Origin of the sequence: Shewanella decolorationis S12, from assembly GCF_000485795.1 — a bacterium.
GTDB classification, from domain to species: Bacteria; Pseudomonadota; Gammaproteobacteria; order Enterobacterales; family Shewanellaceae; genus Shewanella; species Shewanella decolorationis.
In genome coordinates this window covers 211734-224512 of record NZ_AXZL01000068.1, presented here as the reverse complement: position 1 = coordinate 224512, position 12779 = coordinate 211734, and the positions used below count along the sequence as shown (strand labels likewise).

Annotated in this window: 10 protein-coding genes; 5 read left to right on the top strand and 5 right to left on the bottom strand. The window is 46.7% G+C overall.

The features are described 5' to 3' along the window. Positions 1 to 112: 112 nt before the first annotated feature. On the bottom strand, positions 113 to 1492 hold the full coding sequence (gene cysS, locus SHD_RS12860; protein WP_039978331.1) for a cysteine--tRNA ligase: 1380 nt from the start codon (positions 1490 to 1492) through the stop codon (positions 113 to 115). Positions 1493 to 1632: 140 nt separating this feature from the next. Between cysS and SHD_RS12855 the strand changes: the two genes are divergently transcribed. After that, positions 1633 to 2124, top strand: coding sequence for a peptidylprolyl isomerase (locus SHD_RS12855; RefSeq protein ID WP_023267518.1), 492 nt, complete (start codon positions 1633 to 1635; stop codon positions 2122 to 2124). 9 nt (positions 2125 to 2133) lie between these two features. Next, positions 2134 to 2853 (top strand): UDP-2,3-diacylglucosamine diphosphatase, encoded by a 720-nt coding sequence (locus SHD_RS12850; protein ID WP_023267517.1) that lies wholly within the window; start codon positions 2134 to 2136, stop codon positions 2851 to 2853. 136 nt (positions 2854 to 2989) lie between these two features. Here the strand turns inward: SHD_RS12850 and miaE are convergent, their stop codons facing one another. Next, a complete protein-coding gene (miaE, locus tag SHD_RS12845) occupies positions 2990 to 3760 on the bottom strand; it encodes a tRNA isopentenyl-2-thiomethyl-A-37 hydroxylase MiaE (protein WP_039978362.1) in 771 nt (256 codons plus the stop codon). A gap of 277 nt (positions 3761 to 4037) precedes the next feature. On the opposite strand from miaE, the gene SHD_RS12840 reads away from it, so the two are divergent. Then, positions 4038 to 4634 (top strand): Yip1 family protein, encoded by a 597-nt coding sequence (locus SHD_RS12840; protein WP_039978328.1) that lies wholly within the window; start codon positions 4038 to 4040, stop codon positions 4632 to 4634. A 207-nt stretch (positions 4635 to 4841) separates the two neighbouring features. Here SHD_RS12840 and glnS read toward each other — a convergent pair whose 3' ends face one another. The 3 genes from glnS to SHD_RS12825 form a co-directional block, all read right to left on the bottom strand. Continuing rightward, a complete protein-coding gene (gene glnS / locus SHD_RS12835) occupies positions 4842 to 6512 on the bottom strand; it encodes a glutamine--tRNA ligase (protein ID WP_023267514.1) in 1671 nt (556 codons plus the stop codon). 183 nt (positions 6513 to 6695) lie between these two features. After that, complete coding sequence (gene feoB / locus SHD_RS12830) at positions 6696 to 8990, bottom strand: Fe(2+) transporter permease subunit FeoB (RefSeq protein ID WP_023267513.1); 2295 nt, start codon at positions 8988 to 8990, stop codon at positions 6696 to 6698. Continuing rightward, positions 8983 to 9222, bottom strand: a complete 240-nt coding sequence (locus tag SHD_RS12825) for a FeoA family protein (protein WP_011623257.1) — start codon at positions 9220 to 9222, stop codon at positions 8983 to 8985. Before SHD_RS12825 ends, feoB begins: the two co-directional genes overlap by 8 nt. Positions 9223 to 9646: 424 nt before the next feature. Here SHD_RS12825 and SHD_RS12820 point away from each other — a divergent pair, with 424 nt between their 5' ends. Together SHD_RS12820 and SHD_RS12815 are read left to right on the top strand one after the other, a co-directional pair. Further along, positions 9647 to 10612: a DmsE family decaheme c-type cytochrome gene (locus SHD_RS12820; protein WP_023267512.1), complete on the top strand. Its 966-nt coding sequence runs from the start codon at positions 9647 to 9649 to the stop codon at positions 10610 to 10612. Between the two features lie 13 nt (positions 10613 to 10625). Further along, positions 10626 to 12764 (top strand): MtrB/PioB family decaheme-associated outer membrane protein, encoded by a 2139-nt coding sequence (locus SHD_RS12815; RefSeq protein ID WP_039978325.1) that lies wholly within the window; start codon positions 10626 to 10628, stop codon positions 12762 to 12764. Positions 12765 to 12779 lie beyond the last annotated feature (15 nt).

Here is a 12779-nt window from a genome sequence, read left to right as displayed (position 1 = left end):
AATAACATGAGCTTAATCAAACACGTGAGACTATAAAAAAACCTGCCATTGGCAGGTTTTTTATTATCGATGCAAATCTAACTTAAGCGGTCGGATTATTTCTTACGCCAACCTATTTCTTACGCCAAGTGGTACCGCTTGGACCATCTTCTAAAACAACGCCAAGCTCATTTAACCGATTGCGCGCAACATCAGCCGCAGGCCAATCTTTTTCGGCGCGGGCACGATTACGCTCAACGATAAGCGCTTCAATCTCTGCCACTTCATCGTCACTACCTTCGCCTTTAAAGAAGGCATCGGGCGTTTGGTGCAATAATCCCAATACATCGGCCAGTTGCTTCATGGCAACGGCCATCGCTGAAGCCTGCGCCATATCAGTGGTTTTCAAGCGGTTGATCTCACGCACCATATCGAAAAGCACTGAGTAAGCTTCTGGCGTATTAAAGTCATCGTCCATGGCCGCTTTAAATTTAGCGACAAACTCTTCCGCAGGTGCCGCTGTAACAGTCAGGTCAACATCTTTAATCGCAGTGTATAAACGCTCTAAGGCGGCACGAGCCTGCTTGAGGTTTTCTTCTGAGTAGTTGATTTGACTACGATAGTGACCCGATAGCAGGAAGTAACGCACGGTTTCAGCGTCGTAATGGCCTAATACATCACGGATGGTGAAGAAGTTACCTAAAGACTTTGACATTTTCTCGCGGTCAACCATCACCATGCCAGTGTGCATCCAGTAATTCACGTATGGCGTATCATGGGCGCAGCAAGACTGAGCAATTTCGTTCTCATGGTGCGGGAATTGTAAATCTGAGCCGCCGCCGTGAATATCAAAATGCAGACCTAAGTGCTTGCTGTTCATTGCCGAACATTCGATATGCCAGCCTGGACGACCTGGTCCCCATGGCGATTCCCATGTTGGCTCGCCCGGTTTAGACATTTTCCACAGCACGAAATCCATTGGATTTTGCTTGTTATCGTCAACCTCAACCCGTGCACCCGCCTGCAATTGCTCCAGATTCTGACCTGATAGGCGGCCATACTCAGGGAAAGAAGCCACACTGAACAGCACATCGCCATCGGCTGCCACATAGGCATGCCCGCGAGCGAGTAGACGCTCAACCATATCGATGATTTCGGCAATGTGCAGAGTGGCACGTGGCTCGAAATCGGGACGGATCATATTCAGCGCATCGAAATCCTTGTGCATTTCCCCAATCAAGCGATCGGTTAAAGTATTGCAATCTTCTTGATTTTCGTTGGCGCGTTTGATGATTTTGTCATCAATGTCGGTGATGTTACGTTGAAAATTCACTTCATAACCCGCGTAACGCAGGTAGCGAACGATCATATCGAAGGAAACAAAAGTACGCCCATGGCCAATATGACACAGATCGTATACGGTCACCCCGCATACATACATCCCAACTTTCCCGGGAGTAATTGGCTTAAATTCCTGTTTTTGACGGGTAATACTGTTGTAAATCTTCAACATCGGCATTCTCTTCAATGATAGATTCGAGTGTAAAATCAAGGGGTCAGTCTACCACGCTGACAAGGGTTTTGAATACTGCACTTTGCGTGCAATCCGAGATAAGTTAGAATCGCGCCACTATTTACTGAGAGTATGAAAACATGATCACATTACACACTAATTTTGGCGACATTAAACTGCAACTGAACGCCGAAAAAGCACCGCTGACCGTGGCAAACTTTATGAAATATGTTGACGAAGGTTTCTTCGACGGCACCATTTTCCACCGTGTAATTGACGGCTTTATGATCCAAGGCGGTGGCTTTACCGCTGAAATGAGCCAAAAACGTTGCGATGAGCCAGTGAAAAACGAAGCCAACAACGGTTTATCAAACCGTACTGGTACTATCGCGATGGCACGTACTTCTGATCCACACTCAGCGACGGCTCAGTTCTTCATCAACGTCAACGATAACACCTTCCTCGATTTCAAATCTGAAAGCATGCAAGGTTGGGGTTATTGCGTATTTGGTGAAGTGGTTGAAGGCATGGACATCGTTGAAAAAATCAAAGCTGTCAGCACTGGTAACCGTGGCATGCACCAAGATGTGCCATTAGAAGCGGTTGTGATTGAAAAAGTCAGTGTGGCCTAATTCCCTAGGATGCGGACCTTATTTATTGGCGATCTGCACTTAAGTGCCGATCGCCTCGATATCACCCAAGCCTTTAATCGTTTCCTCGATACAGAACTTGATGATGCCGATGCCCTCTATATTTTGGGGGATTTATTTGAGGTATGGGTCGGCGACGATTTAGCTGCGCCCTTTGCCCTCGAATTAGCGCGCAAGCTCAAGCAAGTCTCTCAAAGATTGCCCATCTATTTTATTCACGGTAATCGTGACTTTATGTTAGGCAAACAATTTGCTGATGCTGCAGGCATGCAAATGTTGCCCGAAGTCACTTGTTTAGATCTCTATGGTGTGAATACGGTTATCTTACATGGCGATAGCTTGTGCACCTTAGATAAAGCCTACCAACGCTTTCGCAAATTACGCAGTTTTGCCTTCGCCCGTTGGCTTTATAGCTGTTTGCCGAAGAAAAAACGTCAAGCGATTGCCAATAAGATCCGCAGCAATAGTCAGAGCAGCAATCAACAAAAAAGCTATGTCATCATGGATGTGGAACCGAGTGCGGTGGATGCGTTATTTACCCAAACCCACTGTAAACAGATGATCCATGGTCATACCCACAGACCCGCCATCCACGACTTAACTAATGACTGTAAACGAATTGTGGTCGGTGATTGGTACGAGCAAGGCAGTGTGTTGGTGGTCAGCGCCGACGGAGTGGAGTTAAAAAGCCTGCCTTTCGGCGCTAGCTAAGAAACGATTGATAGTAACGGTAATCAACAAATCATTTAGGCGCCAACATCAAAAACGTTATCGCCTCTAACTCCTAACGCCTCTAGCAAACACTTGATAGAGGCCGTTATTGGCTCTCCTCAACGAGGTTTGGATATTAGGCAACTAAAGGCTGACCACTGTGGAAATGGAACTCATCATCGGGCGCCATAATCAATTCAGCTTCCCTCTCGCCAAAATAAGCGACCCGTTCAGTAATATTTTCAGTCGAAACCAACTGCGCCAGCTTAAGATAATCCTCAAAATGACGCGCCTCAGAGCGCAGCAAGGACACATAAAACTTACTTAACTCTGGATCCAAGTAAGGCGCTAATTTAGCAAAGCGTTCACAGGAGCGCGCCTCAATATACGCACCCACAATCAACTTATCCCGCAAAATATCCTTCTCATGGGTGGTCACGTGGCTCATCATGCCCTTGGCATAACGTCCCGCACGAATATTGCGATACGGAATGTGCCGTGCATGCATCAACTCCAGCACTTGCTCAAAGTGATGGAATTCTTCTTTTATCAAACGGATCAGTGGCGGGATAAGATCCTGAGCAAAGGTAAAATGTTGATTCGGTTGTAGATTGGCAACCAGCTCGTTCTTTTTGACATCGCGAGCCAAAAACAGCTCGATATCGCGATCTTTGTGATAAACAAATTCCTCATAGGGTTTTGCCCACGCCAATAGCGATTGCCCGCTGTCTTTATCCAAGGCGTATCGCCTCAATAAGAACATCGCTGTCTGCGCGGCTTTTAGCTCACAATTACAATGGTCGATTAAGAGTTCATCTAACGAGGCAGAGGCTCTTGCTATATCAATCCAAGTTTGCGGCGTCTCACATCGAAGAAACGCATGAACAGGTGCCAGTAATTGCTGCATGGGATCACTCAAAATCATAAAAAATATCGTCATATTTTACGCGTAATTATCGACAAGCTATAGCGTTACCAGGCAGTAAACTTGACGAGTTGAACTTTTTGTTCAATAAATAATCTACACTTTAAGAACTGAGATCCTGATCACGGCACATCTCAATTCAAAGAGTAGGCAATCGGGAGTTAAAGGGATTGGAGAGCATTAACCCTGATTGCAGAGCTGTTATCAGCTCGTCTGACGTTTGGCGAGCCATCATCAATGCTGAACAAGGATAATTATAATGATACTGAATCACTTAATGGGGTTATACACTCATCCAAAACAAGAGTGGCACGCAATTGAGAAGAATCATGAGGCACTCAAAAGTAGCTTAAGTCACGTTATTCTCATTGCACTTATTCCGGCGGTTTGTAGCTTTATCGCCACCGCATATATTGGTTGGAATCCGGGGTCGGGTGATCCGATTTATCTCACACCACAAAGCGCCATGTTTATGTCTGTGGGAATGTACTTTGGTCTGATTGCGGGCGTCTTTGCCCTCGCCTATTTAGCCTACTGGATGGCAAAAACCTTCGATGCTCAACCTACTTTCACCCAGGCATTAGAACTCGCATCCTACACTGCAACACCGCTGTTTATGGTCGGTCTGGCGGCGCTCTACCCAGTACTCTGGTTTATTATGATTGTAGGGTTGATTGGCTTAGCCTACTCGGTTTATCTGCTGTACGCAGGTGTGCCCATCATTATGAATATCCCTGAAGAGAAAGGCTTTATTTACGCCAGCTCTATGGTCACTGCGGGTTTAGTGCTCTTGGTCGGTTTAATGGCCACCAGCGTTATCCTCTGGAGTATTGGCTTTGGTCCTATGTACCAATAAGGTATCAGTAGACGTTTAGTCGACATGTAAGGGATGGCTTAAAAGAAGCGATAACAGCTGATAAAAATGGTGAAATCTAAAAGATGTAAAAAGCAAAGGCCCTTAGGTTTTATATCACTAAGGGCCTTTTTATTCGTGAATGCCGTTCGTAACTAGCAGCGACAGCAATGCATCATTGCGGCAGCGATTATTGCAGCGAACGACTTGCTATTCAAACGAGTCACGCAGTGCAACTGTTAGGTTAAAAACTAAATGCTCGGCTGATGAATCTTTATTGTCAGCACAGAAATAACCTTCACGTTCAAACTGGTATGCTTTTTCCGCTGGCGCATTAGCAAGGCTGGCTTCAACTAAACCATTCACCACTTCAAGTGAGTTAGGGTTTAGCACTTCATCTACTGTCTCTGCTGCTGCAGGATTTGGATCCGTGAACAAGCGTTGGTATAAACGGAATTCAGCAGGTTTAGCTGTAGTCGCTTCAACCCAATGGATTACGCCTTTTACCTTGCGACCATCGGCAGGGTTTTTACCCAAGGTATCCGCATCGTAGCTACAGTAAACCGTGGTGATATTGCCTTCGCTGTCTTTGTCACAACGTTCAGCCTTAATCACATAAGCGTTACGCAGGCGCACTTCTTTGCCCATCACCAAACGTTTGTACTGCTTATTGGCTTCTTCTCTGAAGTCCGCCACATCGATATACAGTTCGCGGCCAAAGGCAAGTTCGCGTGTGCCCATGCTTTCATCACTTGGGTGAGAAGCCGCTTGAATCGTCTCGATTTGACCTTCTGGGTAGTTCTCAATCACGACTTTTAATGGGCGCAGTACAGCCATCGCACGTGGCGCATGCTCATTAAGCTCTTCACGGATACAAGCATCAAGCATTGCTGCTTCAATCATGTTTTCTTGCTTAGTGATACCAATACGTTGGCAAAACTCGCGGATAGACGCTGGTGTATAACCACGACGGCGCAGGCCAGCAATTGTTGGCATACGTGGGTCATCCCATCCAGAAACTAATTTACGCGTCACTAAGTCATTTAATTTACGCTTAGACATCAGCGTATATTCAAGATTTAAGCGAGAAAATTCGTACTGACGAGTACGGTTCGGCGCTTGAAAATCATCTAAATTGTCAAGAACCCAATCGTATAGACGACGGTTGTCTTGGAACTCAAGCGTACATAACGAGTGAGTAATGTGCTCCAGCGCATCGGAGATACAGTGAGTAAAGTCGTACATCGGGTAAATGCACCACTTGTCACCTGTTTGATGATGGTGAGCAAAACGAATACGGTAAATCACCGGATCGCGCATACACATGAAAGGCGATGCCATGTCGATTTTGGCACGCAGCGCACACTCGCCCTCTTTGAATTCACCCTTACGCATTTTTTCAAATAATTGCAGGTTTTCTTCAACGGAAGTGTCACGGTACGGGCTGTTTTTACCCGGCTCTTTTAAGGTGCCACGGTATTCGCGGGTTTCATCGGCATTGAGGAAACACACATAGGCTAAGCCTTTATTGATCAACTCAACCGCATATTGGTGTAATTGGTCGAAATAGTTAGAGGAATAACGAACCTCACCATCCCACTGGAATCCCAACCAACGCACATCCGCCTGAATAGAATTCACATAATCGATGTCTTCTTTTTCAGGATTGGTATCATCAAAACGTAAATTACAAAGGCCCTGGTAATCGCGCGCAATGCCGAAGTTCAAACAGATAGACTTTGCGTGACCTATATGTAAATAACCATTTGGCTCAGGAGGAAAACGCGTCTGCACGCTAGTGTGCTTACCGCTTTTCAGATCCTCATCAATGATATTACGGATAAAGTTACTCGGACGTACTTCAGTGTCCACATGACTCATGGAATTCCTCTTTGCGAACAATGGCAATTTTAACAAAACCCGCATGATCCTACAGATCTCGGCCAGTTACAATGCCCAGTATGAAAAACTATGGTTTATGGCATGGATAGTAAAACAATAAAAGCAGCCATGAAAGCTGCTTTTATCTTTGTCATTACTAAGCTGACATTTATTACTCAGCGGTTACTCGGTAATGATCCTAACACCTGGAATGATCTGTTGGGTTCTACGGCCCTTACGTTTGAGCCACAGATAGAACACCACAAGTGCCAGGAGGAAGAAACCAATCCACAGACTCGATTGCAGGGGATGCGCACTAAAGGTCGCCGCTTGGTAAGCAATGGTTGCACTGCCGTAGGCCAGTGAGAATGTCCAAGTGGCAGCAAAGGTTGCCCAGCGAGTACCAAACTCATTCACTAAGGCGCCCATCGCTGCGACACAGGGTGTATAGAGTAAGATAAACAGCAGATAAGCAAACGCCGCGACCTTAGTGGTAAAGCCTGACTGTAAGGCACTAAAGGTTGATGTTGCAACACCTTGCGCCTCTGCGGCAACATCGGTACTAGAGACATCACCCACAGATAACTTAAGCGGATCTTCCAAATCTAAACCGAATAAGTTAGCAGGAATCGTCGCCAGCGCTTCGCTGAAACTATCAGCCAATGGAGTTAACTCGCCATCGTCATGGGCGGCATTGGTATACAAGCTGTTGAGTGTACCGACCACAGCTTCTTTAGCAAAAATCCCAGTGATAATACCGACTGTCGCAGGCCAGTTATCTTGCTCAATCCCCATTGGAGCAAAGATAGGGGTGACTTTTTGGCTCGCCACACTTAAGAGTGACGCTTGGCTATCTTCATGGCCAAAAGTGCCATCAACTCCAATCGCATTGATAAAGTTGAGCAGTGTCACTACTAGCACGATGGTTTTACCCGCTCCTAAGATAAAGCTCTTAGTCCGCTTACCAGTTCGCACCATCACAGCTTTAAATTTTGGCAACTCATAGCTTGGCAGCTCCATCACCACCGCACTGCTAGTGCCGGGTAATAAGGTGCTGCGCAGTAATAATCCAGTGCCAATCGCCGCAAAAATCCCAATCACATACAGTAAAAACACTAGGTTTTGACCAGAATCAGGGAAGAAGGCCGCCGCAAATAGCGCATACACAGGTAAACGCGCACCGCAGGACATAAAGGGTGCCATCATACCAGTCACGATACGCTCACGCTCACTGCCTAAGGTACGAGTGGCCATAATGGCTGGCACCGAACAACCAAAGCCTACAATCATAGGCACGAAGGCTTTACCCGGTAAGCCAATACGGCGCATTAAGCCATCCACCACGAATGCCGCGCGGGCCATATAGCCTGAGCTTTCAAGAATGGATAAACCGAGGAATAGCGCTGCGATAACCGGAATAAAGGTAGAAACGGTTTGAATACCTTGACCGACACCACCCGCAAGAATCGTCACAAGCCATGCCGGCGCGCCGATATTGCCAAGGAATGCACCAAAATGGTCAACCAGCAATGCACCGACAAACACATCGAAGAAATCGATAAACGCACTACCAATGTTGATGCTGAACATAAACATCAGATACATGACAAATAAAAACACCGGAATGCCAAGTACAGGATGTAAAACTAATTTATCGAGTTTATCGCTCAGTGTTAGGAAGCCATCTGCTTTCACTGAACCTTGGAATACACGCTCGACAAAGTTAAAACGTGTCGTGGCGACCAGTACTTCGATGTCATGTCCTTGCTGCGCGATTTGCTGGGTGCAAGTATTCACTTCATCCTGAAGTTCAGCATTTTTACAACTGCCACAACCAGAACCATTACCTAACATCGCCAAGGCGCGGCCACGGCTTAAGTTGGGATCTTTGCTGCAAAGGAGTTGCACGCCCGCTTCAATTTGCTCATCGTAATCGAGTATTAAAGGCGCTTCGGAGACGCGGCCTTGGAGTAAATCCAATACCTGCGCTTGCACTTTGGCCACATCGGCAGGGTCGCGAGAACACACGCCAATCACAGGGCAACCTAACTCTTGGCTCATTTTCTTTAAATCGACACGGATCCCACGCTTGATAGCCGCATCGATTTTATTCAATACCACTACCATAGGGATCGACAGCTCACGAAGCTGTGCCGTCAAATAGAGGTGACGCTCAATATTGGTCGCATCGACTAAGTTAATGATGCCATCGACACGTTGTTCGGCGAGATACTGCTGAGCAATCTGCTCATCGAGGGAACAATCACAACTGTTACCCGCGGGGAGTAAATCGTAAATGCCAGGTAAGTCGGTTAAGTAAACGTCGGCGCCATTAAGGGTAAAATGACCAGTTTTTTTCTCAACGGTCACACCGGACCAGTTGCCTACTTGTTGATTCGCGCCCGTTAGTGCGTTAAAGAGTGTTGATTTTCCCGCGTTTGGGTTACCAACAGTGACGCAATGAAACTGCTTAGTCATTCGCCTTTTCCACCTCTATGATGTCTGCCAGATCTCTGCGCATACAAAGCTTACTGCCCCGAATATCTAACTCTAAACCAGAGCCCATTGGCGCTCTGCGGATCAACGAAAATCGTGTATTAGGGGTGATGCCCATGGATAATAATTTACGCTTCACTGTCTGCGGCAGATCTAATCGCCCGATTTCAGAAATAATGCCACGGTCACCGGGACTGAGTTCGCTTAACTTCATTACCTATTTCACCTTGTAACAGCTTCAGCTTGAAAAACTGCGCCCATTGTATCTGAGCGACGGCTCTAATAACTTTACCTAGATCAAGCTTTATGACTGGTAACGATAATAGTTTTCAATTGTGTTGGGTATTATGTGACAAAAATCTCAATGAATAAACGCCTGACAAAAAATAAAAATACTCACTAACTTTCTCTCGAGGTTGTGATGTAAATCTTATCCAACAAGCTATCAACAAATGCATCGCCAAAACAAAATGTGACGTTAATCACATTTATTGTTTATCTCTGCAAAATCATCGCTCTTTACTGTCAATCACCTTAAGAATGTTAAGCAGTTGTCACTTAATTGTTCTAATATTAATCAGCTAAATTAGCGATGTCGAAAGCTTGAAAAATAACAAATAAAACGCACTCGGGAATAGATGAACATGGATATTGGGTTAAAGTTCAAAAGCATAACTCAGGTTATGCTTGCTTTGATGTTATCGATACTCAGCCTTTCAACGTTAGCAACACCTTGGGATGACAAGCCGCCCGAGGAGGTCGTCGCAACTTTGGACAAAAAATTTGCCGAAGGTAAATACTCGGCTAAAGGGGCTGACACTTGCCTGATGTGCCATAAGAAAAGTGCCACTGTAATGGCAATTTTTGATGGCGTACATGGCAATCCCAATGTCAAAGATTCCCCCATGGCCGACTTACAGTGTGAGGCTTGCCACGGTCCACTCGGTAATCATAACAAGGGCGGCAAAGAGCCGATGATCACCTTCGGCCAGCATTCCCCCGTTCCCGCGCAAAAACAAAACAGTGTCTGCATGAGTTGCCATAACGACGACCAACGCATCGCGTGGAAAGGTAACCACCATGACAATGCCGATATCCCCTGCAGTAGCTGCCACCAAGTACACGTAGCAAAAGACCCTATCAGCGACAAAGCCAACGAAGTGGCGATTTGTACCCAATGCCATACCCAGCAAAAAGCGGATATGCACAAACGCTCATCCCATCCACTGCAATGGCAACAAATGGTCTGTAGCGATTGCCACAATCCCCATGGCAGTTTAAATGATGCCAGTCTGAAACAAATGAGCGTCAACGAAAACTGTTACAGCTGCCACGCCGAAAAACGCGGTCCTAAATTGTGGGAACATGCGCCAGTCACCGACAATTGTGCGAACTGCCATAACCCCCACGGCAGCGTCAACGAATCCATGCTCATTAGCAAACCGCCACAGTTATGCCAACAGTGCCACGCCTCCGATGGCCACAGCAGTAATGCTTACTTTGGTAATCAAACCAACGCCTTCACCTCGGGTAATTCCTGTATGAATTGCCATGGACAAGTGCATGGTTCAAACCATCCATCCGGCAAGTTACTCCAGAGATAACAAGGGAATGATCATGCAAATAATGAACATATCGACTCCTAGAGCTTGTTTCTCACTCACATTACTGGCTTGGGCGATTAGTGGCGTACTCAACACGGCCCATGCTGAAGGATATGAAATCCAAAAAGCGAATCGCAGCGGCGTAAAAAGTGACTCATGGAGCTGCAAGCAATGCCAGCCCAAAACAGGGCGCCAAGGCAACGCCAGCGCCACGCTCGCCTATAATGACGGCGAAGATAGCCGTTTTGGTAATCGAACTGGCACGGATAAGGATGGCTTGGTCGGTGCCGTGGGCGCCGATATGCAATACCAAGCTGAGAGTGGTTACCATACCCGGCTAGAGGCCGATAAACTGGGATTTGATACGGGTTCAGCCAAGCTCACCACAGGCCAACCCGGGCACTATCAAATTCAATTAGGTTATAAAGGGCTCGCCAATTACCAATACAATCAGCTAAAAAGCCCTTATCTCACCGATAACGATAAGATGCTCTTGCCTGAAAATTGGGTAGAGGGAGCAACGACCCAATCCATGCCGTTACTGCAATCGAGTTTAATCGAGCAGGACTTAAGCATTACGCGGGATAGATTCAACCTCGGCGGTTACTATGCTGGCCATATCTCATCGAGCAGCCGCTACAAAGCCTCGGTAAACTACCAGCATGAAAACCGCAGCGGCGCGAAAAAGACCAGCGCAAATATTCTCACTAACAGTGTGATGTTGGCGCATCCAATCGATGACAGCACAGATGAAATCAATGCCAGAGTCTATTTTGGCGGCGCTGGCTGGCAAGCGGGCATAAACAGCCAGATAAGCCAATACAAGAATGACCATCAGGCGCTGCTATGGCAATCGGCCTATACTCCCACATTTGGTGCGACCTACTTTGGGCAAAATGCCGTCGCCCCAGATAACAAGGCCTATCGGATCGCAGCCGAGGCCAGTGGTGGTCAAAATGGTCATAACATCCTAATGCACGCGGGTATCAGCAACATGTCACAGGATGAGGCTTTTCTTCCCGCGACCATTAATGGCCCCTCCCCTGTACTGCCAACCGGTAATCTGGATGCCCAAGTGGACATCCTAGATATGGTGCTTAAGTATTCAGGCCGCATCACACAGGATTTGAGTGTTCAAGCCAGTTATAACTATCAAGACAGGGAAAACAAGACAGCCCAACTGGATTTCCCACAGGTCGTGACCGACAGTTTTCATCAAGGGGCCGAACAAAATCGCCTCTACGATAAACGCAGCAAACAATTCGACCTTAAAGGAAAATACCGCCTAACCCCATCGGCCTATGCTGAGGCGGGATATAGTCGTGATGAAGTTATTTATTCTGAACTAGACAGGCAATCCGTTGACGAATCGGGGTTGTTTGCCAAACTCAGCTACCGTTATTCGCCCGCTTGGTCTGCTTGGTTAAAGGGAGAAACATTAGACCGCAATGGCAGTGAATACGATCCAGTGACCAGCACCCAAAGTCCAAGCAACCCTTGGCTGCGTAAATCCTACCTCGCGGACAGGAAACGTCAAAAAGTCACCCTACACACAGATTATCAAAGTGATATCGGCTTATCTGTAGGAGCGAGTTTACACAGCATCGACGATGACTATGACCACACCTTGGTCGGGCTCACCCAAGTCTCTTACCTTGGCTATGACGTTTCAGCACAGTATCTGATTAGCGATAATTTGAGTGTCAACGCCTATCTCAACCAAGACTGGCACGATTCCGATCAGGCTGGAAGCAATCGTTTCTCAACCCCTGATTGGTACAGCACATCTGAAGAGAAATCGACCCTGATTGGCGCGGGTATCGCCTATCAAAACCTGTTGGATAATCGTTTAGATCTGGGCTTGGACTACAGCTACTCCGACGGCCAAAGCGACACCGAAGTCACCTACGGTATCAACAGTCCCTACGGTGACTATTACAGTCGCAAGCACAATATTAACGCCTACGCCAAATATAAGCTGGCCGACAGTATGTCGTTACGCTTCGATTGGTTGTTCGAGAAATATCAAGATGCAAACTGGCAAAACCAAAACACCACTTGGGACACAGTCCCCAATGTGCTCAGTTTTGGCGACATCAGCCACGACTACAATGCTCATTACTTAGGTTTGACCTTAAGCTACCAAATGTAACTTAGGCACTGACAG

Bases quoted from the DNA above. Each gene is read 5' to 3' on its own strand.
- SHD_RS12855 (WP_023267518.1), top strand. From the start codon at position 1,633: ATGATCACATTACACACTAATTTTGGCGACATTAAACTGCAACTGAAC.
- miaE (WP_039978362.1), bottom strand. From the start codon at position 3,760: ATGCAGCAATTACTGGCACCTGTTCATGCGTTTCTTCGATGTGAGACG.
- cysS (WP_039978331.1), bottom strand. From the start codon at position 1,492: ATGTTGAAGATTTACAACAGTATTACCCGTCAAAAACAGGAATTTAAG.
- SHD_RS12820 (WP_023267512.1), top strand. From the start codon at position 9,647: ATGAACATGGATATTGGGTTAAAGTTCAAAAGCATAACTCAGGTTATG.
- SHD_RS12825 (WP_011623257.1), bottom strand. From the start codon at position 9,222: ATGAAGTTAAGCGAACTCAGTCCCGGTGACCGTGGCATTATTTCTGAA.
- glnS (WP_023267514.1), bottom strand. From the start codon at position 6,512: ATGAGTCATGTGGACACTGAAGTACGTCCGAGTAACTTTATCCGTAAT.
- feoB (WP_023267513.1), bottom strand. From the start codon at position 8,990: ATGACTAAGCAGTTTCATTGCGTCACTGTTGGTAACCCAAACGCGGGA.
- SHD_RS12840 (WP_039978328.1), top strand. From the start codon at position 4,038: ATGATACTGAATCACTTAATGGGGTTATACACTCATCCAAAACAAGAG.
- SHD_RS12850 (WP_023267517.1), top strand. From the start codon at position 2,134: ATGCGGACCTTATTTATTGGCGATCTGCACTTAAGTGCCGATCGCCTC.
- SHD_RS12815 (WP_039978325.1), top strand. From the start codon at position 10,626: ATGCAAATAATGAACATATCGACTCCTAGAGCTTGTTTCTCACTCACA.